This is a genomic window from Kribbella sp. NBC_00709, assembly GCF_036226565.1.
Lineage (GTDB): Bacteria > Actinomycetota > Actinomycetes > Propionibacteriales > Kribbellaceae > Kribbella.
The window spans coordinates 8,358,952-8,382,538 of the sequence record NZ_CP108996.1; the positions used below are offsets into that span (position 1 = coordinate 8,358,952).

Sequence of the window (23,587 nt, forward strand, 5' to 3'; positions counted from 1 at the left end):
TCTGACCGACATCGATGACCGTGTAACGACAGCCGCACCGAAAACTCATCGGTCTGTCGATGACCTCTTCTCGAAGATCTTCGCGAACCAGTCGAGTTGGGCCAGTTGCTGGTACGTCTGGCCGCCCTCGTGGTTGTTGTAGTGGTAGACCTCGATGTCCTTCTGGTCGCTCGCGTAGTGGTTGTACGCCGCGAAGACGGTCGACGGCGGGCAGGTGGCGTCCATCAGGGCGACCGAGAAGAGCGCGGGCGCTGTGGCCAGCCGGCCCAGGTTGACGCCGTCGAAGTAGCTCAGCGTCCGCAGCGCGGCGTCCACGTCCTGCCGGAACCCCTTCAGGTACCGCGAGATCTCGCCGTACGGGTCCTTGTCGGTGATCTGCAGCGCCCGCTCGAAGTGGCACAGGAACGGTACGTCGGGTGCGCAGCCGAGCAGCTCGATCCCGGCGATCGGTGCGAGGCCGGCCGCGGCGATCGAGATGCCGCCGCCCTGGCTGCCGCCGGTGACGATGATCTTGTCCGCGTCCACGAACGGCGACGTCCGAGCGGCTTCGAGAGCGCGGACCGCGTCGATGTACACGCGGCGGTAGTAGTAGGTCTCCGGGTCGGTGATGCCCGCGGTCATGAAGCCCGGCGTGTGGTTGAGACCGGCGTACGGCGTGTCGTCCGGCGTGCTGTCCAGGCCGCCGGCGCTGTAGCCCTGGCCGCGGGTGTCCATCACGAAGTGTGCGTAGCCGGCCTGGGCCCACAGCGTGGTCGCGTGCGGGAAGCCCCTGCCGCCGGAATACCCGTGGTACTGCACGACGGTCGGCAGCGGGCCGGTGGCACCTGCCGGGACGTGCAGCCAGCCCTTGACCGGCGTACCGCCGAAGCCGGCGTAGGTGACGTCGTAGGTGTCGATCACCGCGAGCTTGTTGTCGATCAGGGTGAACGAGGCGGACAGGTCGTCGGTGCGCGCCTTCTCGATCGAGCGGCGCCAGAAGTCGACCAGGTCGGCGGGCGCGGCCACCTCGGGCCGGTACTCGCGGAGCTTGTCGAGGGAAAGGTCGAACATGGCCATGAGCAACAAACCTACGCCCAGCGGCCGCGGTTCGGTAAACGGTGTCCAGCAGCCGAACTCTTGACGGGGTATTCCACTTGTGGTGTCCTCTCGGGTATTCCACTTGTGTCATAGGCCGGAGGCGATCATGAAGCTCGAGCACATCCTTCTCGGCGTGCTGCTGATGCGCCCCAGCACCGGGTACGACCTCAAGCGCTACATGGACGCCCGCGGGACGTTCCTGCGCCCCAACACCCAGATGAGCCAGGTCTACCGCTGCCTGTCGTCGATGGAGGATCGCGGCTGGGTCTGGCACACCGTCGAACCCCGGCCGGGTGCCCAGGACGCGAAGACCTATCGGGTCACCGACGAAGGGATCACGGTGTTCATGGACTGGCTCACGGCGCCGTACTCCCCGACCACGATCTACACCCGGGATCCCGGCTTCTACGGGCGCCTCGCGTTCTGCGGGTTCCTCCAGCCCGACCAGGTGATCGAGCTGCTGGATCGGGAGATCCTCGCCCGGCAGCTGCAGATCAAGCGCTACCGGGATCGCGACCGCACCGTCCCCGAGGAGCCGGAGCTGCCGTTCGACGCAGGCCTCCAGGCCTTCGTCGAGGAGCGGTCGCACGAGCTCGGTTCGCAGCTGATGGACCAGCACGTCGCCTGGTGCATCGAGCTCCGCGAAGAGCTGCAGAGCCGCAGCTCCCAGCGCCGCATCCGCGCGGTCGACTGACCGCGCGACCCCCGTGTAGTTGCCCTTTCAGGAGCACAGCTATGCCCACTTCCAGACCGAACGTCCTCTGGATCAGCACGCACGACATCAATCCGCACCTAGGCTGCTACACCGGGATCTGGCCCGGCGCCGAGCAGGCGTGTACGCCGCGACTCGACCAGCTGGCCGCCGACGGTCTCCGGTTCGACCGCGCGTTCTCCGCGGCCCCGGTCTGCGGCCCGTCGCGCAGTGCGATCATCACCGGCTGCTTCCCGGCGGCGATCGGCACCATGCACATGCGGACCCGCGCCACTCCTCCGCCGGCGGTGCGGCTGCTCCCGGAGTACTTTCGCGCTGCGGGCTACTGGACCGGCAACACCGCGTTCACCGACTTCCAGGTCGACGTCCCCGAGCCGGTGTACGACGAGCTCGGCGACCACGCGCACTGGCGGCTGCGGGACAATCCAGACCAGCCGTTCTTCATGGCCTTCCACAGCCTGATCACGCACGAGTCGCAGATCTACCTGGACGACGACGAGTTCGCGCGCAGGACACCTGACGCGCAGCGGGTGGAGAAGGCCGAGGTCCCGCCGTACCACCCGGACACCGAGGTGTACCGGACGTCGTGGCGGCGGTACCTCGAGCTGATCAGCCAGATGGACCACTGGGCCGGCGGGATTCTCGACCAGCTCGCAGAAGACGGCCTCGCGGACAACACGATCGTCGTCTTCTGGAGCGATCACGGGCTGGGGATGCCGCGCGGCAAGCGGTGGGCCACGGAGCTCGGGTTCCGCGAGCCGTTGATCGTCCGCTGGCCGGGGAAGATCGCCGCCGGGTCGACGTACACCGAGCCGGTCGCGCTGATGGATCTGGCGCCGACGATGCTCGCACTGTGCGGCCTCGAGGTCCCGGGCCACATGCACGGCGAGGTGATCCTCGGCGCTGATGGTAGCCCGAGGCAACGGTCGGGGTACGTCGTGAGCGCCCGGGACCGGATGGGTGAGGCCGAGGACACGTCCCGCTCGATCCGCGACCGCCGGTTCCGCTACACCCGGCACCTGCATCCGGATCGCTCGCCGATGGGGCACACGGAGTACCCGGACAACCTGTGGACCTGGAAAGAGCTGCGGCGGCTGTTCGCTCAGGAAGCACAGCAGCAGCTGGCGGTCGGCGAGCCGCCGTCGATCCTCACCGACCTGCAGCGCTCGATCGTTGCCGCCAGCAAACGTGCGCCCGAGGAACTGTACGACGTCGAGGCCGATCCGCACGAGGAACACAACCTCGCGGGTCTGCCGGAGTACGCCGACGTGCAGCAGCGGCTCACCGATGCGTTGGACTCCTGGCTGGCGCAGACCGGCGACCTCGGGCGAAGACCTGAGCGGGACCTGCTGGCCGAGTGGCATCCGGGCGGGCAGCGCCCACGGACCACCGAGCCGGCGGTCGAGCTCCGTGACGGCCTGGTGGCGATCACATGCTCGACGGACGGCTCCCTCATCGGCTGGACAACCGACCCTCCAACGGCACACAGCCGCCGTTGGCAGCTGTACACCACCCCGTTCACCCCATCCGCACCGATCTGGGTCAAGACCTGGCGGCTCGGCTTCCAGCCCAGCGCAGACATCCCGGTCGCACCACCCGCACGCTAAGGAGCCGATCATGCTCATCCGCCGCTGCAGCGCCCTGCTGGCCGCTGCCGCACTTGTCGTCGGCGCCGGTGCCTGTTCCGGCGCGGGCGCCAGTCAGTCCGCGTCCAAGACGCTGACCATCGCCGCCGTCCTGGACAACAACTCCTTCGATCCCACCCAGCTGAACATCGGCAACCAGATGCAGTACTGGTCGCCGGTCTTCGACACCTTGCTGACCCGCGACAAGGACAACAAGCTGCAGCCGTGGCTGGCGACGTCCTGGAAGTACGACGCCAAGCGCACCACGCTCAACCTCGAACTGAAGAGCGGCGTGAAGTTCACCGACGGTACGCCGTTCGACGCGACCGTGGTGAAGGACAACCTGACCAACCTTGCCGCCGGGACCGGCCAGAACTCGTACATGAGCCGGTCGATCGCGACGTACCAGATCGTGTCTCCGACCGAGCTCAACCTGAAGCTGAAGGCTCCGGATCCGGGACTGGTCGACTACCTGGCCAGCGTTGGCGGTGTGATGGCCAGCCCGAAGTCGCTCAAGTCCCCGACCGTGGCAACGGTGCCGGTCGGCAGTGGTCCGTACGAGCTGGACAAGACCGGGACCGTTGCCGGTAGCACCTACACGTACAAGCGGAATCCGGGCTACTGGAACACCGCCGCCTTCCCGTACGACAAGATCGTCATCAAGCCGATGACGGACCTGACCGCCCGGCTGAACGCGATCAAGTCCGGCCAGGTGAACGGGACGCTCACCGACACCAACTCCCTCGCCGATGCCCAACGCAGCGGCCTGACGGCCAACACCACCCCGGTGAACTGGAACGGTCTGCTGCTGATGGACCGTGACGGAAAGCTGGTCCCGGCCCTGAAGGACCTGCGCGTCCGCAAGGCGATCAACTACGCCTTCGACCGGGAGGCGATCCTCAAGAACGTCTCGCACGGGCAGGGCGCGCTGACCACCCAGATCTTCAACGCCGCGGGCGACGGGTACGACCAGGCGCTCGACAGCACCTACAACTACGACCCGGCCAAGGCCAAGCAACTGCTCGCCGAGGCGGGCTACGCGGACGGCTTCGCGATCACGATGCCGGAGTCGCCCGGGTTCGCGCAGTACAACGCGATCATCGAGCAGCAACTGGGGGCCATCGGCATCAAGGTGAAGTGGGTGAAGGTGCCGGCCAACGCGGTCATCCCGGAGATCCTGTCCGGCAAGTACCCGGTCGCGTTCATGACGCTGGGCAGCCAGTCGGCGTGGCAGGACATCCAGAAGGCGGTCACCCGTAAGTCGCCGTGGAATCCGCTCAAGGCGGGCGACCCGCAGCTCGACAAGCTGCTGGCTACCGCCCAGAACGCGCCGGAGGCCCAGCTGCCGGCCGCCATGAAGGCTGTCAGCAAGTGGCTGGTCGACAACGCCTGGTTCGACCCGTGGTACCGCGAGAACAGCGTCTACCTGAGCGACGCGAGGACCGCGGTCGCCATGCAGGCCTACAACGTGGCGCCCAGCATCAACTCGTTCTCTCCGAAGGAGTGACGGCATGTTTCGGTTCATCGGACGCCGACTGGTCGCATGCGTCGTACTGGTCGTGGTGATTGCCGGCATCACCTTCCTGCTCGCCTTCTCCGGCACAGGCAACGTCGCCCGCAATCTGCTCGGCGAGAGCGCCACACCGGACCAACTCGCCGCCAAGAACGCCGAGCTCGGACTGGACAAGCCCCTGCTTGCACAGCTCGGGACGTGGGCCGAGCACGCGCTCCACGGCGACCTGGGTATCTCCTGGTTCACCAACGAGCCGGTGGCACAGGCGATCGCCAACCGGCTGCCAGTGACGCTGTCGATGGTCGTCCTGGCTGTCGCTCTGACCGCTCTGATCAGTGTCGGGCTCGGTGTGGCCGCGGCTGTGCGCGGCGGCTGGCTGGACCGGGTCATCCAGGTGCTGAGTGTTGCCGGGTTCGCCCTGCCGAACTTCTGGGTGGCGCTGGTCCTGGTGGTGTTCTTCTCGGTCACGCTCGGAGTGCTACCGGCGACCGGCTACGTACGGCTCTCGGAGTCACCCGGCAGTTGGGCAGCGGCCCTCGTACTGCCGGTGGCGTCCCTGGTGATCGGGAGCACCGCGTCAGCTGCCCAACAGGTCCGTGGCGCGGTGATCGACGTACTGCGTCAGGACTTCGTCCGCACGCTACGGGCACGCGGTATCAGTCCGCGGTCCGTCCTGTTCCGGCACGCTCTGCGGAACGCCGCAAGCCCAGCGCTCACCGTGCTGTCCCTGCAGTTCATCGCTCTGCTCGGAGGCGCCGTGGTGATCGAGAAGGTGTTCGCGATCCCGGGTCTCGGCACGCTGACCATCAACGCGGCGCTGCAGGGCGACGTACCGGTCCTGATGGGAGTCGTGGTCACGCTGGTCGTCCTGGTCGTCATCGTCAACCTGGTCATCGACGTCATCAGCGGCTGGGTCAATCCCAAGGTGCGTGTCCAATGACAGCTCGCAAGGTCCTCCGCAACCCACTCGCGATCGCGGCGCTGGCGATCCTGCTGGTCATCGTGCTGGCGAGCATCTTCGCGCCATTGATCGCACCGCACAGCCCGACCGCGCTCCGGCTCGACAAGATCAACGCCGGTCCGGGCAGTGGCTACCTGCTGGGCGGTGACGGCGCCGGCCGGGACATCTTCAGCCGTCTGCTGTACGCCGGTCGCAACACTCTGACCGGCGCGGTCATCGCACTCGTGGTCGCTCTGGTGCTCGGGGTGATCTCGGGCCTGCTCAGCGGGTACTACGGCGGGCTGTTCGACGGCGTACTGGGTTGGGGCGCCAATCTGCTGATGGCGCTGCCGACGATGATCGTGCTGCTCGCGCTGTTCCAGGCGCTCGGGTCGTCGATCTACCTGGCGATGGTGGCGTTCGGCGTGATGCTCTCCCCCGGCTTCCACCGCCTGGTGCGGAGCCAGGTGATGGCGGTCAAGCACGAGCTGTACGTCGACGCGGCCCGGGTCTCGGGATTGAGCGATCCGCGGATCATCGGCCGGCACGTCCTGCTGGTCGTGCGCGCGCCGATCGTCATCCAGGCCTCGGTCGTAGCCGGGATCGCCATCGTCGTCCAGTCCGGTCTCGAGTTCCTCGGCCTCGGCGATCCGGGAACGCCGACCTGGGGCGGCATGCTGCAGGACGCGTTCACCAACATCTACACGTCGCCGGTCGCGATCTGGTGGCCCGGCATCACGATCGCCCTGACCGTCGCCTCGCTCGTCCTGCTGGGCAATGCGATTCGCGACGTCATCCAGCGCACCGACCGGCCGCGCAAGCCCCCGAAAGCGCCGAAGCTCGCTCCCGCGACCCCGGACACCGACGAGCTGCCGCTGCTGCGGATCACGGATCTGTCGGTCGGGTACCCGAGCGGTGACGGCTACCGCGAGGTCGTGCACGGCATCGACCTCGACGTCCGGCACGGAGAGGTGATGGGCCTGGTCGGCGAATCCGGGTCCGGCAAGACCCAGACTGCGTTCTCGGTCCTGGGTCTGCTGTCGCCGGGCGGCACGTTGCTGGGTCACAGCAGTATCCGGTTCGACGGCCGCGAGTTGTCCGGCCTTCCCGAGAGCGAACGCCGGGCCCTGCGTGGCCAGCGGATCGGGTACATCCCGCAGGAGCCGATGTCGAACCTCGACCCGTGCTTCCGGGTGGGTGAACAGTTGGTCGAGCCGTTGCGCGCGGTGAGCGGTCTGTCCAAGCGGGCGGCCGTCGCGGAGGCGCTGCACCTGCTGGAGCGAGTCGGCATCCCCGAGCCCCGGCGTACGTTCGCCGCCTACCCGCACGAGATCTCCGGAGGTATGGCGCAACGGGTGCTGATCGCCGGTGCGGTGTCGGGCAAGCCGGATCTGCTGATCGCGGACGAGCCGACGACCGCGCTGGACGTGACCGTGCAGGCCGACGTACTCGACCTGCTGCGCGGTCTGCAGACCGAGTTCGGGATGGCGATGCTGCTGGTCACGCACAACTTCGGCGTGGTCGCGGACATCTGCGACCGGGTGGCCGTGATGCAGGACGGGCGGATCGTCGAGGTCAACGACGTCCGGCCGTTGTTCGTGAGTCCCCAGCATCCCTACACGCAGACGCTGCTCGGCTCGACGCTCGAGGACAGCGCACCACGCACCCGACTCGAGGTGAATCATGCTTGAGGCCAGCAACGTTGTCGTCGAGTACGCCGGGCGCAGCCGGCGGACGAAGGGCTTCCGGGCCTTGCACGAAGTGTCGTTCGACATCAAGCCGCACGAGACGCTCGGACTGGTCGGTGAGTCCGGGTCCGGCAAGACCACGATCGGGCGGGCCGTCCTCGGCCTGGTCCCGGTCAGCTCCGGCTCGATCCGGTTCGACGGGCAGGAGCTGGTCGGGATGTCGCGCCGGGAGCGCCGGCGGCTGAGTGACGACATCCAGGTCGTGTTCCAGGATCCGTACAGCTCGCTGAACCCGTCGATGACCGTCGAGGACATCCTGGTCGAACCGCTGGTCGCCCGTGGTTCGCTCGGTCGCAGTACGGCGAGTGAGCGGGTCCGCACCTTGCTCGACCAGGTCGCTCTGCCACAGGACGCGGTAGGCCGGTTGCCACGGGAGTTCTCCGGCGGTCAGCGGCAGCGCATCGCGATCGCCCGGGCGCTGGCGCTGCGGCCCAAACTCATAGTCTGCGACGAACCCGTGTCCGCGCTGGACCTGTCCACGCAGGCGCGGGTACTCGACCTGTTCATCTCGATCCAGGAGGAGACCGGCGTGGCCTACCTGTTCATCTCGCACGACCTCGCGGTCGTCCGGCACATCAGCCACCGGGTCGCGGTCCTGTACCGCGGCGACATCGTCGAGTCCGGCGACGCGGGCGACGTGACCGAGCGGCCCGAACACCCTTACACGCAACGCCTCCTGATGGCCGCACCCATCCCGGACCCGGACCGGCAGGCGGTACGCCGGGAGGAACGGCGTGAGCTGCTGGCCAGTGAGGCGGCCGGATGAAGCGCGCAGTCATGGTCATGTACGACTCGCTCAACCGGCGGATGCTGCCGCCGTACGGCGCGGAGAACGTCCACGCACCGAACTTCAGCCGGCTGGCCGGCCACACCGTGCTGTTCGAGAACTGCTACGCCGGGAGCATGCCCTGCATGCCGGCACGGCGTGAGCTGCACACCGGGCGGTACAACTTCCTGCACCGGTCGTGGGGGCCGCTGGAGCCGTTCGACGACTCGATGCCGGAGCTGTTGCGGCAGCACGGCGTACACACGCATCTGGCGACCGATCACCAGCACTACTGGGAGGACGGCGGTGCGACGTACCACAACAGGTACTCGACGTACGAGTTCTTCCGCGGTCAGGAGGGCGATCGGTGGAAGGGACAGGTCGGTGAGCCCGACGTGCCGGAGACGTTGAACGGTACGACGTTCCTCAGCCGGCAGGACTGGGTGAACCGGCAGCACCTGCAGGACGAGTCACAGCACAGTCAGACGCTGACGTTCGACGCCGGGATCGAGTTCATCGAGACGAACCTCGCCGAGGACCAGTGGTTCGTGCAGATCGAGACGTTCGACCCGCACGAGCCGTTCTTCAGCTACGAGCAGTACCGGCGGTTGCTCGGGGTCGACACGGAGCAGCCGGTGTTCGACTGGCCGTCGTACCGGCGGGTGATCGAGACGCCGGAGGAGGTGGAGCGGGCACGCGGTGAGTACCTGTCGTTGCTGGCGATGTGTGACCGTTCGCTGGGCCGGGTGCTCGATCTGTTCGACCAGCACGGGTTGTGGGACGACACGATGCTGATCGTCTGTACCGACCACGGATTCCTGCTCGGTGAGCGGGGGTGGTGGGGCAAGAGCGTGCAGCCGTGGTTCGACGAGACGATCCACACCCCCTTGTTCGTCTGGGATCCACGCGACCGGGCGGCCGGCGTACGGCGGGACTCGTTGGTGCAGACGATCGACATCGCACCGACGCTTCTCGACTACTTCACCGTCGACGCTCCGGCGGACCTGCACGGCTTGCCACTGTCCGGCGGCCGGGAGCGTACGGGTGCGCTCTTCGGCGCCCACGGTGGCCATGTCAACGTGACGGACGGCCGCTACGTCTACATGCGGGCCTGCGCGGATCCGTCGAACGCGCCGCTCTACAACTACACGCTGATGCCGACCCACATGCGAGCCCGCTTCAGCACCGCGGACCTTCGTCAGGCGACTCTGGTCGACGGGTTCGGATTCACGAAGGGTGTACCTCTCCTCCGTGTTCCAGGCCCACCGGTCGGGAATCCCTGGTGGCACGGCTCGTTGCTGTTCGATCTGCAGACCGATCCGCAGCAGCAGAATCCTCTGCACGACGACGAACTCGAACTGCGCCTGTGCAACCTGATGGTCCAATTGATGCGCGACAACGACGCACCGGCCGAGCAGTACGAACGCCTGGGTCTCCCGGCCGAAGGGCAAGTGCTGACTGAGCATCTGCTGATCGGGCACCAGTGGGATCAGGTGCAACAAGCACTCCAGCCCTCAGTACGCCAGACCGATCTGGAAGAGGATTCTCCGCTGCGAACGCTGACCCTGACCGACGTACTGGATCGCTGCCCGGACCTGCTGCCCGGTCACATCCTCGCCGGGCTCGAGGGGATGCGCCGGCTGAACCCGTCCGCTCCCCTGCTCGAGGTCTTCGCCGCGCATCCGGGCGTGACCGCAGAAATGATGCTGGCGCTCGACGCCGCCCTCGCCACCCGAAAGGTGAGTTGATGCCACGCCCGAACATTGTCTTCGTCATGTCCGACGACCACGCCGCGCACGCGATCTCGGCGTACGGGAGCAAGGTCAACAGCACGCCGCAGCTGGACCGGCTGGCCCAGGACGGGGTGCGGATGGATGCGACGTACTGCACGAACTCGATCTGCTCGCCGTCGCGGGCGTCGATCCTGACCGGTACCTACAGCCACGTGAACGGGGTCGCGTCGATCTTCACCGAGATCGACTACCGCGTCCCGACGTTCGCCGAGGTGCTGAAGGACGCCGGCTACCAGACGGCTCTGTTCGGCAAGTGGCATCTCGGTGAGCGGCCCGAGTCGGCGCCGCGGCACTTCGACGCGTGGCGGGTCTTCCCCGGTCAGGGCGAGTACGTCGACCCGCTGATGCTCGGGCTGGACGGAGCCGAGACCGTGCCCGGGTACGCCACCGACATCGTCACCGACCAGAGCATCGACTGGATCCGCCAGCGGGACCCGGAGCGGCCGTTCCTGCTGCTGGTGCACCACAAGGCACCGCACCGGCCGTGGGTGCCGGACGAGAAGCACAAGGACCTCTATCCAGTCGGATCGATCCCGGAGCCGAGCACTCTGTTCGACGACCACAGCACGCGCAGCCAGGCGGTCCGCGGCGTCCGCATGTCCGTTGCGGACGACCTTGGCGCGGACGAGCTCGGTGAGGACCTGCCGGACGAGCTACGCGGTCCAGAGAACCGGGAGGCGCGGATGCGGTGGAAGTACCAGCGCTATCTGCGTGACTACCTGCAGTGCGTGCAGTCGATCGACGACAACGTCGGGCGACTCCTCGACGTACTGGACGACGAAGGGCTCGGGGAGAACACGGTTGTCGTCTACACCTCCGACCAGGGGTTCTTCCTCGGGGATCACGGGTGGTTCGACAAGCGGCTGATGTTCGACGAGTCGCTGCAGATGCCGATGATGATCCGGTGGCCGGCGGTGATCCCGGCCGGTGGCACGTGCGACGCGATGGTCACCAACGTGGACTTCGCGGCCACGTTCCTCGACATGGCCGGGCTGGACGACATGCCCACCTCACAGGGCCGGAGCTTCCTGCCGGTACTACGTGGTGAGGAGGTCCCGGATTGGCCGGACGCGATCTACTACCGGTACTGGGAGCACGATGACCCGATCCACCACGCTCCGGCGCACTACGGCGTGCGGACGAAGGAGTACAAGCTGATCCACTACTACGGCGCCGGTCTCGGCGTACCGGGGTCGTCGGAGCGGCTCTTCGAGTCGGAGTGGGAGCTGTACGACCTGCGCAAGGACCCGGAGGAGCTGGTCAACGTCGCCGACGATCCGGCGTACGCCGAGACTCGCGCAGCGCTGACCGCACAGCTGGCCGAGATGCAAGCCCACTACGCGGACACGCCGTACAGCGGTCCGGAGACACGGCGACCCGAGTGGTCGTGGGCGGACGAGAAGTCGCTACGCCAGGTCGCGGAGTACACGAAGCGTCTCAACCAGGAGGCATGACCTGGGCGAGCTGGCTGCGCGACGTGATGTTCAGCTTCGAGAAGACCTTGCGGAGGTGGTACTGAACGGTGCGGGCGCTGATGAACAGGCGGGTCGCGATCTCCGGGTTGGAGAGACCGTCGCGAGCCATGCGGGCGATCTGTGCCTCCTGGGCGGTCAGCTCGCTCTGCGTGGGTACCACGCGCTTGCGGGCGGTGCCACCGGCCGCCTGCAGTTCTCGTCGCGCGCGCTCCGCGAACCCGGTCAGGCCCATCGCTTCGAAGCCGGCGTGCGCCGTACGGAGGTGCTCACGTGCATCCGTACGGCGTCGCTCGCGCCGCAGCCACTCGCCGTACACCAGCTCGGCCCGGGCGAGCTCAACCTTCAGCCTGGTCTTCTCCAGGTGCCCGATCGCCTCCTTGTACAGGCGTTCGGCCGTGTCGCCCGCACTGATCATCGCCCGGGACCGTGCGTACACGCCGAGCGCCCAGTCGGTGCCGGTCGCGTTCGCCATGTCGCCGAGGACCTGGCAGGCGCGGTGCGCGGTGTCGATCGCCCCGATCCGTACTGCGGCTTCGACCAGCTCACTCGGCACCAGCATCATCGACAACCGGTCGATGGGATCCCGGAACGCCCGCTCCGCCGCGTCGGCCGCGTCCTGGTAGCGGCCGAGTCCGTTGGCCAGGACAGCGGCCGCCCAGTCCGCGAAGGCCAGCCCGATCCCCTCGCCCCGCCGGGTCCCGTCCTGCTCGGTCGCCGCGACCAGCGCGAGTGTCTCGTCCCGATCACCACGGAACGCGGCCAGCGCCAGGAGGCCGTACGGCGCCAGGTTGCCGCCGGTCACCTCGTTCGCCGCCCGAGCCTCGTCGGTGAGCGTCGCGGCCGCCGACAGGTCACCAGCGAACACACTCACATAAGCCAGCGAAGTCAGCGCCAGCGCGACGTTGCTGAGTACGCCGGTCTCGCGCACGAGCTGCAGGTGCCGGCGGGACAGCTGCTCCCAACGATCGGCGTCCCAGAGCCTCAGTGCGGAAGTCGTTGCCATCCACAACAACTGCAGCTCTTCCTCGACGGTCGTCCCGTCGCCGACTCCGGCCAGTGCCTTGTGCAGCGTCTCCGCGCCCGCGGCGTAACCGTCCCGGTAATGCGATGCGTTGCCGTCCAGCAGGAGATCCGCCGGCCCGACCACTGCCGGCCGTGGTGCCGCGGCCGCCGCTCGCGCCACCTCACGCACGTCGCCGCCAGGCTTGGCCAGTCGTCCCGCGAAGATCGCCGCTGACAACGCATCAAGGTACGTCGCTCGCGCGAGGGAGACATCGACTGTCTCGAGCCGCTTCGCCGCCTTCAGCATCAGCTGCGGCGCATCGTTGCCCCGATTGGTCAGGAAGGCGAGCTGTGCATGCACCAGGTCGGCCCGAGCGCGTTGCAGCTCGCTGAGCTGCTCCGCCTCGGCCATCGTCAGCAAGTCGGCCGCCGAATCGAACGCACCGGTCTGCAGCTCGGCCTGTGCAGCGGCCAGCGCCCGCCCTGCTCGCTTCACCGGGTCGATCGTGAGGGCAGCCGACCGGAGCAAGAAGGCAGCCGTCGCGGCGAACCCACTCCGTGCCTGCGCTCGTCCAGCTGATCGCTCCAGCTCGTCCGCGATCTCCTCGTCCGGGCCAGCCGCTCCCTGAGCCCGGTGCCACGCCCGGCGGTCCGGGTCGGCTTCGGCGTCCGTCACCGCGGCCAGTGCCTGATGCACCTCACGCCGTTCGGCCGGTGACGCCGAGCAGTACGCCGCCGACCGCACCAATGGGTGCCGGAAGCGGATGCGGGTCGCGAACTCCGCGAGTCCCGCATCGCTCGCCGGTACTGCGGCCTGGAGGTGCAGATCGAGTAGTCCGGCAGCGCGGCGTACCAGAGCGTCGTTGCCGGAGGGCTCTGCTGCCGCGAGGACGAGGAGTCGGCGGGTCTCGTCGGGCATGGCGTTCACCCGTCGGACAAAGCTCTCCTCGATGCCCACTGCACCGGGGACTCCGAAGCCTCCGGCCGACTGCAGACCGCGCGGCAGCTCCAGCAACGCCAGCGGGTTGCCGTGTGCCTCCGCCACCAATTGGTCGCGCACCTGCGCGTCGATCGGCGACGTGAGTACGGCGTCCAGTAGCGAGTGGGCGTCAGCGTCGCGGAGTCCACCGATCGAGTACTCCGGCAGTCCGGACAGCACCTGGCTGACCTGACGAGTCGCAAAGACCAGACCGACCGACTCTGCATCGAGCCGACGAGCCACGAAGGACAGGATCTGTGCGGAGCAGCGGTCCAGCCACTGCTGGTCGTCGACCAGACAGATCAGCGGCTGCTGCTCCGCGGCCTCGGCCAGCAGGCTCAGCACGCCCAGTCCGATCAGGAACATGTCAGGCGGCGGCCCAGCGCTGATGCCGAACACAGTCTGTAATGCCTCGCACTGCGGCGCGGGCAGGCTAGCGAGCAGGTCCAGCACGGGCGCACACAACTGGTGCAGACCGGCGAACGCCAGCTCCATCTCGGACTGCACCCCGGAGGTCCGCATCACCCGGCACCCGTCAGCATGACCGGCCAGGTAGTCGAGCAGCGCGGTCTTGCCGACCCCTGCCTCTCCCGACAGCACCAGGGCGCGGCTCTCTCCGGTCCGCACGGCCGTGACCAGCTGTCCGAGCGCACCGCACTCCGCAAGTCGACCGGTCAGTTCCACAGCCACAAGCTATCCCTGTAGGCCAGCCAGTGGCGGATGCGAATACGTACGCCGTTCGTGTTCCGTAAGCGTCATGACACTCGACGGCAAGACAGTCCTGGTGATCGGACGCGGTGGCGGCATCGCCCAGGCGGTGACCCTGGCCGTCCGGGATGCGGGCGCGCAGGTGGTCGCCGCCGGCCGCAGCCAGGACAAGCTGAAGGCGGCGTACGACGGGGAGCCCGGGATCAGCACCGAGTACGTCGACCTGACCGACGAGGCCTCGATCGCGGCGCTCGGCGAGCGGCTCGGGACCATCGACCACATCGTCTCGACCGCGTCGGCCCGGGCCCGCGGGAAGATCGCGGACCTCGACCGGGACGCCGTCCGGGCGTCGTTCGACACCAAGGTGATCGGCCCGCTGATGCTGGCCAAGCACCTCGCGCCCCGGATCAACGCGGGCGGCTCGCTGACGCTCTTCTCCGGTGTCGCGGCCGCGAAGATCGCCGTCGGCACCCTCGCCGTGGCGATCACGAACGGCGCGGCCGACGTACTGGCCCGGTCGCTGGCGCTGGAGCTGGCGCCGATCCGGGTGAACGCGGTCTCCCCGGGTGTCATCGACACCGGCGCCTGGGACGGGCTCGGTGCCGGCCGGGACGACTACTTCCGGGACATCAGCGAGCGCAACCCGGCCCGGCGGATCGGTACTGCGGACGACGTCGCGCAGACCGTCCTGTTCGCGCTGACCAATTCCTTCGTGACCGGTACGACGCTGCGGGTCGACGGCGGCGAACCGCTGATCTGAAAGGAGCAGGGCGATGGGTCTGGCATGGCAACAAGGTCCTTTAGGGGTAGGGGCGATCGGGCGGTTCCTGGTACCGGTCGAACTGCCGGAGCGGCTGCTGTTCGCGGAGCCGTTGCGCCGGCGGATGCGAGTGCGATTCGGCGACAACTGGATCGCGGACAGTGAGGACGTCGTACTGCTGCATGAGCCGGGCCGGTACCCGGTGGCGTACTTCCCGCTGGCGGACGTCGTGGCCGACGTACTGCAGGCAGAGGACCGTACGACGCGGCACAAGGACCTGGGCGAGACGTCCTGGTACACCGTGACGGCCGGCAAGTCGCAGAAGGCGCGGGCAGCGTGGCAGCACACCGGCCTGCCGGACTACGCGAGTGACCTGAAAGGACGGGTCGCGTTCGCGTGGCGGGCCATGGACGCGTTCTACGAAGAGGACGAGCGGATCGTCGGTCACGCGGCGGACGCGTACCACCGGATCGACATCCGGCAGACCAGCCGCCACCTGATCGTCCGGGACGGCTACCGGATCGTGGCGGACTCGTCGCGTCCCCTGGTGCTGTACGAGTCGGGCTTCGCGCCGCGCTGGTACGTGCCGCGGGAGGACGTCGACGAGACTGCGCTGACACCCGTCGAAGGCCAGACGTTCTGTCCGTACAAGGGCCTGTGCAGCTACTACGCGGACCGCGCCGCGTGGTCGTACGAGGACGCGTGGACCGAGGTACGCCGGATCTCCGGGATGGTGTCGTTCGAGCCGGACAAGCTCGAGGTGGAGCTGGACGGGAAGCGGCTTCGGCTGGAGCCTGGTCAGAGTGTCGTGTCGCACGGCGTCGACCGTGATCTGACTGTGGAGGAGCTGTCCGGATGAGCCCAGCCAGTGTGTTGTCGGTCAACGTCGGTCTGCCGAAGGACGTCGAGTGGAACGGGAAGACCGTCCACACCGGCGTCTGGAAGGAGTCGGTCGACGGACCGGTGATGGTACGGCGGCTGAACCTCGACGGTGACGGACAGGGCGACCTGGGCGGGCACGGCGGCGAGCAACGCGCGGTGATGGTGTACCAGATCGACTCCTACCGCCACTGGGAGCAGCACTTCGGGCGAGACGACTTCGTCTACGGGCAGTTCGGCGAGAACCTGACGATCGACGGGCTGCCCGACGACGAGGTCTGCGTCGGGGACCGGTACCGGATCGGCGGCGCCGTACTAGAGGTCACGCAGCCGCGGGTCACCTGCTACCGGGTCGGCCTGCGGATGGGCGAGCCGGAGCTACCCGCTTTGCTCGTCAGCCACCACCGGCCGGGCTTCTACTGCCGCGTGATCACCGAAGGCGAGATCACGGCAGGCGACCCGATCGTAAAGACGTCGACAGGCCCGGGCGCGTTGACCGTTGCCGACATCGACGCATTGCTCTACCTGCCGGACCGTGACCTCGACGCAGTACGCCGTGCGCTGCAGATCCCCGCCCTGAGCCCCGGGTGGCAGGGGTCGTTCCGTGAACTCCTCGATGCCGAGGACCGTCCGGGCACCTTCTCGGCGGCGGGGGCGTCCGTGGCGACTCCGCCGGCTTGGGACGGCTTCCGGGCACTCCGGGTCAGCAGCGTGGTCGCTGAGACTCCGAGCGTCTCGTCGATCAGCTTGGAGGCAGCGGACGGCGGCGCGCTGCCGCCTGCGCGTCCAGGGCAGTACCTCACGTTCCGGCTGCCGGACGCCGGTCAGCCGATCCCCCTGCGCAGCTACTCGCTGTCCACCTCGCCCGGTTACCGCGTGAGCGTCAAGCACGAGCCGCACGGCGTCGGGAGCGGCTACATGACCACCATGCTGCACCCCGGAGACGTGCTGGACGTAGCGGCGCCACGCGGCGAGTTCGTGCTCGACGACGCAGACACCCCTGTGGTGCTGCTGTCGGCCGGCATCGGCGTGACCCCGGTTCTGGCGATGCTGCATGCACTCAGTGCTGCCGGCAGCCAGCGTGAGATCTGGTGGATCCACAGCGCTCGTGCTCCAGAAGAGCATCCCCTAGCCGCCGAAGCGGATGAGCTGCTGAGCAAGCTGCCCCACACCAGAGAGCGCATCTTCTACAGCTCCCGTGACGGCCGCCTGACCAAGGACAAGCTGGCCGATCTGGCCCTCCCGTCCGACGCCTCGGCATACATCTGTGGACCGGAGTCCTTCATGGCGGACATGAGGGAAGCACTCGCCGCCGTCGGCGTGACCAAGATCCACACGGAGCTGTTCGGTGCGCTGTCGTCGATCAACCCGGGTATCACCGACCAGACCGTTCGTCCGCCACACCAACCTGCCGTGCTCGGCAACGGGCCGCTGGTGACGTTCGCCCGGAGCGGCATCTCGACGCCGAGTGGTGACGACAGCCTGCTCGACCTGGCCGACGCGTGCGACGTTCCGACCCGCTGGAGCTGTCGCAGCGGCGTCTGCCATACCTGCCTGACGCCGCTGCTGTCCGGCGAGGTCACGTACTCCCCCACGCCGCTCGAACCGCCCCCTGACGGGCAGGTGCTGATCTGCTGCGCCCGCCCGACCACCGACCTAGCCCTGGACATGTGATGGAACTCAAGCTCGAAGTCGTCACTCTGGCCGTCCGCGATGTCGACGCGGCCCTGGCCTTCTACACGTCGCTGGGCTTCACGCTCGACGTCGACTACCACCCGCGCGAGGATTTCCGCGTCGTACAGCTGACACCGCCCGGGTCGGCCTGCTCGATCCAGTTCGGCGAGGGGCTGACCGACGCGGCGCCCGGATCCGCCCGCGCCAACTACCTCGTCGTGGCGGACCTCGAGGCCGCGCACGAGGAGTTGGTTGCCCGAGGCATCAAGGTTGGCGACATCCGGCACAAGACGCCGATCGACACCTGGGCCGGCGACTTCGCCCCCGGGCCCGACCCGGACCACCGCCCCTACGCCACCATGGCCGACCTGGCCGACCCGGACGGAAACACATGGACACTGCAGGAGATCCGCCATTGACGAACCAGCTGGACCCGAGCGGGATGTCGATGACCGGCCCCGCGACCAGCCCGCTCCGCGCGTTCCTGCGCACCGAGGCAGCCAGCGCCGCCGTCCTCGTCGCCGCGATCGCCCTGGCACTGATCTGGGCGAACCTCACGAGCACCGGGTACGACGACTTCTGGACCAGGGAACTGCCGGTCCGGATCGGCCCACTGTCGGCGAACCTGGATCTGCGCACCTGGGTGAACAGCGGCCTGATGACGTTGTTCTTCCTGGTCGTCGGACTGGAGGCACGCCGGGAGTTCGACCTGGGTGAGCTCCGCGAACGACGGCGGCTGATCCTCCCGGTCGCGGCCGGACTGGCCGGCATGGTCGTGCCGGTGCTGATCTACCTGGCGTTCAACCACTCCGGCGCGGGCCTGCACGGCTGGGGCGCTGCGATGTCGACCGACACCGCTCTGGCCCTGGGTGCGCTGGCGGTCGCCGGCAAGCTCGTACCGGATCGGGTCCGGACCTTCCTGCTCACGGTGTTCGTGGTCGACGATGTGGTCGCGCTGGTGGTCATCGCAGTCGCTTACACGAGTCAGGTGCATGTGACCGGGCTGCTGGTCGCCGTCACGTCGTACGCCGGGCTGCTGGCCAGCACACGGTTGCGGTACAACCGTCGCAAGCCGGTGTTCATCGCGCTCGCGGTGATCCTCTGGTGCGCGTTGCTGGCCAGCGGTATCGATCCGGTCGTCGCGGGGCTCGCGGTCGGGCTGGCGACCTCGGCGTACGTGCCGCGACGGGACGAGCTGGAGGAGGCGACCACGCTGGTCCGGCTGTTCCGGGAGCAACCCACACCGGAGCTGGCGCGGGCCGCGACACGTGGTCTGACCGGGACGCTGTCGGCGAATGCGCGGCTGCAGCACACGTACCACCGCGTGACCAGCTATGTGATCGTCCCGCTGTTCGCGTTGGCGAACGCCGGGATCGCTCTGGACCCGGCGCTCTTCAAGGTGACACCGGTGATGGCCGGGATCTTCGTCGCGTTCGTGGTCGGGAAGCCGGTCGCGGTTGGTGCGACGTCGTGGCTGCTCACCCGGACCAGCCACGGCGCGGTCCGGCCGTCGGTCGGCTGGGCGGGCGTCGTCGGCAGCGGGACCATCGCCGGCGTACCGTTCACGGTCTCGCTGCTGATCGCGAACCTCGCCTTCACCGGGAACATGCTGGCCGAGGCGAAGCTCGGCGTGCTCGCCGCCGCTGTTGCCGCGGCCGCGATCACGCTCGTCTTCTACCGTGTGATCGCGCTGATGCCGATCCGCGCCCGGACACGGGCACTGCTCGGAGCCGGTCATCAGCTGAGCGACCTCGCCGCTCCGGTCGATCCGGAGCGCGACCATATTCGTGGTCCGGCGGACGCGGCCGTCACGGTCGTCGAGTACGGCGACTTCGAGTGCCCGTGGACGCAGATGGCGGCGCCGACAGCTCGCGAGCTGATCGCGTCGAACTCCGATATCCGTTACGTCTGGCGGCACCTACCGCTGGACGACGTCCATCCGCACGCCCGGCTTGCCTCCGAAGCCGCCGAGGCGGCCGGCCGGCAGGGGAAGTTCTGGCAGCTGCACGACCTGCTCCTGCTCAACCAGGACAACCTCGAGCTCGACGCGATCCTGTCGTACGCCGCGTCGCTCGACCTCGACCTGGATCGCTTCCGGGCGGACCTCACGACCCACGAGTTCGCCGGCCGGATCGCCCACGACATCGACTCCGCCGACCGCAGCGGCGTCGCCGGGACGCCGACGTTCTTCATCAACAGCCGCCGCCACGACGGCCCGCAAGATCTGCCGACGTTGACCGCCGCGATCCGGCTGGCGCTCGTGACGGCGGTTGCCTAGAGCTCCAGGCCGAAGCCGGGCTGGTCGGACAGGACGACGTACCCGTCCTCGACGATGTAGGGGCCGGGGCCCGGGACGCCTTCGACGATCGGGACGTTGCCGAGGCCGGCGGCGAGGTGGGCGGCGTACAAGGTCTTGAGGGGCACTCCCCAGGCATGCGGTGAGGCCTCGGCGGCGAGTTGCGGCATCGTCTGCCGCCAGGCGGTGAGGCCGTGGCCGATGACGTCCATCAGGGCCACGTCGACGAGACCTTCGCGGGCCAGGCGGAGAACGTGGTCGACGTTCGGCTCGTACTCGCCGTCCGCGATCTTCGGCCGGTTCGTCATGGTCTGCAGGTGTTCGCGGAGCGCCTGCAGGTCGGGCCGTCGCTCCAGGAACGGTTCCTCGATCCAGTACAGGTCGCAGTCGGCGACGCCGTCGAGGTACTCGAGCAGTCCGTTCAGGGTGAAGCCGTCGTTGCCGTCCACCAGGATCCCGGCGTCCGGATACAGCTCGCGCGCCAGCCGGGTCACCTCGATGTCGCGCGCCAGGCCGGCCAACGGATCCATCCACCGGTGGCCGCGGCCGATCTTCAGCTTGAAGTCGCGGAAGCCGAAGGCGTGGTCCTGCGCGAGGTTCGCCCGGATCCCGTCCAGCCCGTGATCGAGGTCGTCGAAGTAGATCCCGCCGCTGTAGCACCGCACCCGGGTCGGCCCGTGGCCGCCGAGCATCGCGTAGACCGGCACCTCGAGGATCCGGGCCGCCAGGTCGTGCAGCGGGTAGTCCAGGAACTCCGCCGCCGGGTCGATCACGCCACGGTCCGGATCGATCAGCTCGGCCAGGTTCCTCCCGATCAGCGAGCGCGCGTCGTCCGGAGCGTCGTACAGCGGCAGGCCCCATCCGGTCGCGCCGCGGTCGGTCTCCACGACGTACACCGTTTGCTTCCCGCCGCTCCCGTGGCTGCCGAGGAACGAGTTGCGGCCGATCGTGCGGAGGTAGTCGAAATGGTGCTCGGCAGTCGTGACGGAGCGGATGACGTGGCGGGCGATCTGGCTGGCGGGAGTCATTGTTCAACGATAGACATCGAGGAACTTCCGGTACGCCGCCGGATTGCTGAGTACGTCGGTGTTGTCGGCGAACTGGTCGATCGACCCGATCAGCCCGCAGCGCGCCACCGCCTCGTCGGTGACGGTCGCCAGGCACGCCTGCACGAAGCGCCCGGCGTCGATGACCTGAGCGGGCCGGGTGAAGTACGGCCGCGGCGCCGGGTCGATCGCCGCGGTGATCCCGAGCGCGTTGTGGCGGCGTGCGATCAGCTCGTACGCCGTGACGAGGGCCTGCTCGCGGTCCTCGAAGCGGACGGCTGCTGTCGCGTCGGCGAGCGCCCGGTCCAGGCCGTCAGCATGCCCCAGCCGCGCGAACGCCGTACCCAGCCATTTGGTGTACGGCGCATAGGTCCGCGACTGCAGCAGCGCCAAGCGCATCACGTCACGCACCAGGCGAGCGGTGACCACCCGCGAGCCGAGCTCGTCACCCACCTCGTACGTGCGCTGGACGAACGCCTCCTCCTGCGCGATCCGCGACCACTGGCAGCCGAGCATCCACCGCCACACCTGGTCCGGGTACCAGGCGAGAGCGTCGCGTACTGCGGCCAGCCGCCCGTCGTCGGCGTACACCTGGCCGGCCACCACTCCGAGGAGTTGCTGCTGCGGCGTGACCAGCCAGTCGGCGAGCCCGATGCCGTGCGACGCGTCGAACCCGAGGTGGCCCTGCAGCCAGTCCCCCAGGGTCGCGATCGTGACATGGTCCACCGCCTCCTGGGAGTCCCATCCAAAGCGCACCGCGTACCCGTCGTACTCCTCCGGCAGACCGTCCTCGACGGCCTTCCGAACCCGCTCGACCTCGTCGGCATCGACCAGAACCACAACCCGCGGACCCCAGCCGTGGTCCGTCGAGCGGGCGGTGTCGTACCCGAGTACGTCCGATCCCCACCCCAGTAAGCCGGCCGCATACCCGATGTCCCCCACCAGAGGTGCGATCACCTCAGCGTGGAACCCGACTCCGAGGTCAGCTGCACTCCGGAACTCGGTCATGCCGCCTCCCCTCGACGGAGCACGGCCCACAAACCCCAGCCGGCATGGGACAGGACGGCAGACCAGGCCGAGCCGGACGCCTTCTCCAGTGCGGCCAGCACGGTGTCGATCGGCACGTGGTGCGGTGCGTCCTCACCGAGCGCGTTGGACCACACGACCACGCCGTCCGGCGTCAGCGTGCGCACAACCTCGTCAGCGAAGAGAGGTACGTCGGCCAGCACAACTGCCTGCGCCGACGCGTCACCGGCGGGCAGCTGCGACGCGTCACCCAGAACGCGCCACGGCGCAGGTGAGCGGCTCAGCATCGCCCAGGTGAGGTCGAGACTAACCACGTTCGGCCAGACGTCCTGGATGAGTGCGGAGAGCAGTCCGGTCCCGCAGCCGACCTCCAAGCACACACCCGTAGGCCATGGACCACCTCGCTGCAGTGCGTCGGCCAGCGGGACGGAGCGGTAGCCACCGCGGTCACCGTCCCAGTCCGGAGCCAGCTCGGTGTACCGGCGTACGACCTGCTCGGCCTGCTCGTGAGACCACGTCGTGGGGTGCTCGGCGAGCTCGCGCGAGGCCTGCTGGCTGGCCGCTGCCTCCGGACGAACCGGCTTGCCGGGGTCTGCCGGTACGACCCGCGTCAGCTCCGTGATCTGACCCACTACGTCACCTTTCCGCTCCGAGGGGCCCGTTTACAGTTACCCGGTGAAGGCTTCGCATGTGGTGTGGGACTGGAACGGGACGCTACTCAATGACAATCACGCCGTACTAGCTGCGGTCAACGAGGTTTGTACCGGGTTCGGTCGGCCGGAGCTCAGTTGGGGTGAGTGGCAGGCGGCGTACGCCCGGCCGATGCGGCTCTCGTACGAGCAGATCCTGCAGCGCGCGCTCGACGAGGAGGAGTGGGCGCGGGTCGACAAGCTCTACCACGAGCGGTACGACGCGCTCCTGCACACCTGCGAGCTCGCAGCCGGCACCCTCGACGTACTCCGGGAGTGGACCGGCAGCGGACGGACCCAGTCGTTGCTGTCGATGTGGTTCCACGCGCGGCTGACTCCGACGATCGAGCAGTACGGCCTGACGTCGTACTTCACCCGCGTCGACGGCCTGCCCGGTGAGGTCGGCGGTGGGTCGAAGGCCGACAGCCTCATCCGCCACCTCGAAGCACAGCAGCTCGACCCGGCGAACGTCGTACTCATCGGCGATGTCGTCGACGACGGCGACGCAGCCCGAGCAGCCGGAACCCAGTGCATCCTCGTGTCGACCGGAGCCATGACACGCGAGTCCCTGGAAGCCACCGGCGCCCCGGTCACCGCCTCGATCGCCGAGGCACTCCGCCTGGTCCGCTGAACGAGCTTATTCGCCGACCTTCTTCGAGCGGAGAATGATTTTGGTGTCGGCGGGTGCGTGGGTTCCGCCGGCCGGTTGTTGTGAGACGACCACCCAGTTGCGGTCGTTGATCAGGAGCCGGCCCTGGCCGGTGGCGTCCGCTTCGGTCAGGTAGTAGAAGCCGGCCGCCTGCATGGTGTCCTGAGCCAGCTGATGGTTCAGCCCGACCACGTTCGGCACGACACCGGATTGCACGGACGGGGGCGCGG

At 68.3% G+C, this 23,587-nt stretch carries 20 protein-coding genes; 14 read left to right on the forward strand and 6 right to left on the reverse strand.

What is annotated here, in order from left to right; all coding sequences use genetic code 11:
- Positions 1-45: 45 nt before the first annotated feature.
- A complete protein-coding gene (locus OHA18_RS40640) occupies positions 46-1,050 on the reverse strand; it encodes an acetylxylan esterase (RefSeq protein ID WP_329000735.1) in 1,005 nt (334 codons plus the stop codon).
- A 133-nt stretch (positions 1,051-1,183) separates the two neighbouring features.
- Between OHA18_RS40640 and OHA18_RS40645 the strand changes: the two genes are divergently transcribed.
- From OHA18_RS40645 to OHA18_RS40680, 8 genes are read left to right on the forward strand one after another with little or no spacing between them, the layout of a single operon-like run.
- Positions 1,184-1,771 (forward strand): PadR family transcriptional regulator, encoded by a 588-nt coding sequence (locus OHA18_RS40645; RefSeq protein ID WP_329000736.1) that lies wholly within the window; start codon positions 1,184-1,186, stop codon positions 1,769-1,771.
- 41 nt (positions 1,772-1,812) lie between these two features.
- Positions 1,813-3,396, forward strand: a complete 1,584-nt coding sequence (locus tag OHA18_RS40650) for a sulfatase family protein (protein WP_329000737.1) — start codon at positions 1,813-1,815, stop codon at positions 3,394-3,396.
- A gap of 10 nt (positions 3,397-3,406) precedes the next feature.
- On the forward strand, positions 3,407-4,921 hold the full coding sequence (locus OHA18_RS40655) for an ABC transporter substrate-binding protein (protein WP_329000738.1): 1,515 nt from the start codon (positions 3,407-3,409) through the stop codon (positions 4,919-4,921).
- Between the two features lie 4 nt (positions 4,922-4,925).
- The gene (locus tag OHA18_RS40660) at positions 4,926-5,867 is read left to right on the forward strand and encodes an ABC transporter permease (protein ID WP_329000739.1); all 942 of its coding nucleotides are present in this window, start codon (positions 4,926-4,928) and stop codon (positions 5,865-5,867) included.
- On the forward strand, positions 5,864-7,558 hold the full coding sequence (locus OHA18_RS40665) for a dipeptide/oligopeptide/nickel ABC transporter permease/ATP-binding protein (RefSeq protein ID WP_329000740.1): 1,695 nt from the start codon (positions 5,864-5,866) through the stop codon (positions 7,556-7,558). Before OHA18_RS40660 ends, OHA18_RS40665 begins: the two co-directional genes overlap by 4 nt.
- Positions 7,551-8,381, forward strand: a complete 831-nt coding sequence (locus tag OHA18_RS40670; protein ID WP_329000741.1) for an ATP-binding cassette domain-containing protein — start codon at positions 7,551-7,553, stop codon at positions 8,379-8,381. The genes OHA18_RS40665 and OHA18_RS40670 overlap by 8 nt, the downstream gene beginning before the upstream one ends.
- Entirely contained in the window at positions 8,378-10,129 is a 1,752-nt protein-coding gene (locus OHA18_RS40675; RefSeq protein ID WP_329000742.1) for a sulfatase, read from the forward strand. Before OHA18_RS40670 ends, OHA18_RS40675 begins: the two co-directional genes overlap by 4 nt.
- Entirely contained in the window at positions 10,129-11,628 is a 1,500-nt protein-coding gene (locus OHA18_RS40680) for a sulfatase family protein (RefSeq protein WP_329000743.1), read from the forward strand. The genes OHA18_RS40675 and OHA18_RS40680 overlap by 1 nt, the downstream gene beginning before the upstream one ends.
- Here OHA18_RS40680 and OHA18_RS40685 read toward each other — a convergent pair.
- The gene (locus tag OHA18_RS40685) at positions 11,612-14,314 is read right to left on the reverse strand and encodes an ATP-binding protein (RefSeq protein ID WP_329000744.1); all 2,703 of its coding nucleotides are present in this window, start codon (positions 14,312-14,314) and stop codon (positions 11,612-11,614) included. The genes OHA18_RS40680 and OHA18_RS40685 overlap by 17 nt on opposite strands.
- 73 nt (positions 14,315-14,387) lie before the next feature.
- On the opposite strand from OHA18_RS40685, the gene OHA18_RS40690 reads away from it, so the two are divergent.
- From OHA18_RS40690 to OHA18_RS40710, 5 genes are read left to right on the forward strand one after another with little or no spacing between them, the layout of a single operon-like run.
- Entirely contained in the window at positions 14,388-15,098 is a 711-nt protein-coding gene (locus tag OHA18_RS40690; RefSeq protein ID WP_329000745.1) for an SDR family oxidoreductase, read from the forward strand.
- Between the two features lie 13 nt (positions 15,099-15,111).
- Positions 15,112-15,957 (forward strand): DUF427 domain-containing protein, encoded by an 846-nt coding sequence (locus OHA18_RS40695; RefSeq protein ID WP_329000746.1) that lies wholly within the window; start codon positions 15,112-15,114, stop codon positions 15,955-15,957.
- Positions 15,954-17,651, forward strand: a complete 1,698-nt coding sequence (locus OHA18_RS40700; protein ID WP_329000747.1) for an MOSC and FAD-binding oxidoreductase domain-containing protein — start codon at positions 15,954-15,956, stop codon at positions 17,649-17,651. Before OHA18_RS40695 ends, OHA18_RS40700 begins: the two co-directional genes overlap by 4 nt.
- Positions 17,651-18,070: a VOC family protein gene (locus tag OHA18_RS40705; RefSeq protein WP_329000748.1), complete on the forward strand. Its 420-nt coding sequence runs from the start codon at positions 17,651-17,653 to the stop codon at positions 18,068-18,070. Before OHA18_RS40700 ends, OHA18_RS40705 begins: the two co-directional genes overlap by 1 nt.
- Positions 18,067-19,929 carry a Na+/H+ antiporter NhaA gene (locus OHA18_RS40710; protein ID WP_329000749.1) on the forward strand — a complete coding sequence of 621 codons (1,863 nt, stop codon included), beginning with the start codon at positions 18,067-18,069 and terminating at the stop codon, positions 19,927-19,929. The genes OHA18_RS40705 and OHA18_RS40710 overlap by 4 nt, the downstream gene beginning before the upstream one ends.
- Here the strand turns inward: OHA18_RS40710 and OHA18_RS40715 are convergent.
- Genes OHA18_RS40715 through OHA18_RS40725 form a run of 3 tightly spaced genes read right to left on the reverse strand, consistent with a single transcriptional unit; the run spans position 19,926 to position 22,651 of the window.
- A complete protein-coding gene (locus tag OHA18_RS40715) occupies positions 19,926-20,975 on the reverse strand; it encodes an enolase C-terminal domain-like protein (protein WP_329000750.1) in 1,050 nt (349 codons plus the stop codon). The two genes, OHA18_RS40710 and OHA18_RS40715, sit on opposite strands and share 4 nt — an antisense overlap.
- Positions 20,976-20,978: 3 nt before the next feature.
- A complete protein-coding gene (locus tag OHA18_RS40720) occupies positions 20,979-22,001 on the reverse strand; it encodes a DUF4037 domain-containing protein (RefSeq protein WP_329000751.1) in 1,023 nt (340 codons plus the stop codon).
- Entirely contained in the window at positions 21,998-22,651 is a 654-nt protein-coding gene (locus tag OHA18_RS40725) for a class I SAM-dependent methyltransferase (RefSeq protein WP_329000752.1), read from the reverse strand. Before OHA18_RS40725 ends, OHA18_RS40720 begins: the two co-directional genes overlap by 4 nt.
- A gap of 43 nt (positions 22,652-22,694) precedes the next feature.
- On the opposite strand from OHA18_RS40725, the gene OHA18_RS40730 reads away from it, so the two are divergent.
- Positions 22,695-23,339, forward strand: a complete 645-nt coding sequence (locus OHA18_RS40730; protein WP_329000753.1) for an HAD family hydrolase — start codon at positions 22,695-22,697, stop codon at positions 23,337-23,339.
- 6 nt (positions 23,340-23,345) lie between these two features.
- On the opposite strand, the gene OHA18_RS40735 is transcribed toward OHA18_RS40730, so the two are convergent.
- Entirely contained in the window at positions 23,346-23,558 is a 213-nt protein-coding gene (locus OHA18_RS40735) for a PASTA domain-containing protein (protein ID WP_329000754.1), read from the reverse strand.
- Positions 23,559-23,587 lie beyond the last annotated feature (29 nt).

What these genes read in the sequence shown, in the direction of transcription:
- OHA18_RS40640 (WP_329000735.1), bottom strand. Translation starts at nt 1,050, where the DNA reads ATGTTCGACCTTTCCCTCGACAAGCTCCGCGAGTACCGGCCCGAGGTG.
- OHA18_RS40645 (WP_329000736.1), top strand. Translation starts at nt 1,184, where the DNA reads ATGAAGCTCGAGCACATCCTTCTCGGCGTGCTGCTGATGCGCCCCAGC.
- OHA18_RS40650 (WP_329000737.1), top strand. Translation starts at nt 1,813, where the DNA reads ATGCCCACTTCCAGACCGAACGTCCTCTGGATCAGCACGCACGACATC.
- OHA18_RS40655 (WP_329000738.1), top strand. Translation starts at nt 3,407, where the DNA reads ATGCTCATCCGCCGCTGCAGCGCCCTGCTGGCCGCTGCCGCACTTGTC.
- OHA18_RS40660 (WP_329000739.1), top strand. Translation starts at nt 4,926, where the DNA reads ATGTTTCGGTTCATCGGACGCCGACTGGTCGCATGCGTCGTACTGGTC.
- OHA18_RS40665 (WP_329000740.1), top strand. Translation starts at nt 5,864, where the DNA reads ATGACAGCTCGCAAGGTCCTCCGCAACCCACTCGCGATCGCGGCGCTG.
- OHA18_RS40670 (WP_329000741.1), top strand. Translation starts at nt 7,551, where the DNA reads ATGCTTGAGGCCAGCAACGTTGTCGTCGAGTACGCCGGGCGCAGCCGG.
- OHA18_RS40675 (WP_329000742.1), top strand. Translation starts at nt 8,378, where the DNA reads ATGAAGCGCGCAGTCATGGTCATGTACGACTCGCTCAACCGGCGGATG.
- OHA18_RS40680 (WP_329000743.1), top strand. Translation starts at nt 10,129, where the DNA reads ATGCCACGCCCGAACATTGTCTTCGTCATGTCCGACGACCACGCCGCG.
- OHA18_RS40690 (WP_329000745.1), top strand. Translation starts at nt 14,388, where the DNA reads ATGACACTCGACGGCAAGACAGTCCTGGTGATCGGACGCGGTGGCGGC.
- OHA18_RS40695 (WP_329000746.1), top strand. Translation starts at nt 15,112, where the DNA reads ATGGGTCTGGCATGGCAACAAGGTCCTTTAGGGGTAGGGGCGATCGGG.
- OHA18_RS40700 (WP_329000747.1), top strand. Translation starts at nt 15,954, where the DNA reads ATGAGCCCAGCCAGTGTGTTGTCGGTCAACGTCGGTCTGCCGAAGGAC.
- OHA18_RS40705 (WP_329000748.1), top strand. Translation starts at nt 17,651, where the DNA reads ATGGAACTCAAGCTCGAAGTCGTCACTCTGGCCGTCCGCGATGTCGAC.
- OHA18_RS40715 (WP_329000750.1), bottom strand. Translation starts at nt 20,975, where the DNA reads ATGACTCCCGCCAGCCAGATCGCCCGCCACGTCATCCGCTCCGTCACG.
- OHA18_RS40720 (WP_329000751.1), bottom strand. Translation starts at nt 22,001, where the DNA reads ATGACCGAGTTCCGGAGTGCAGCTGACCTCGGAGTCGGGTTCCACGCT.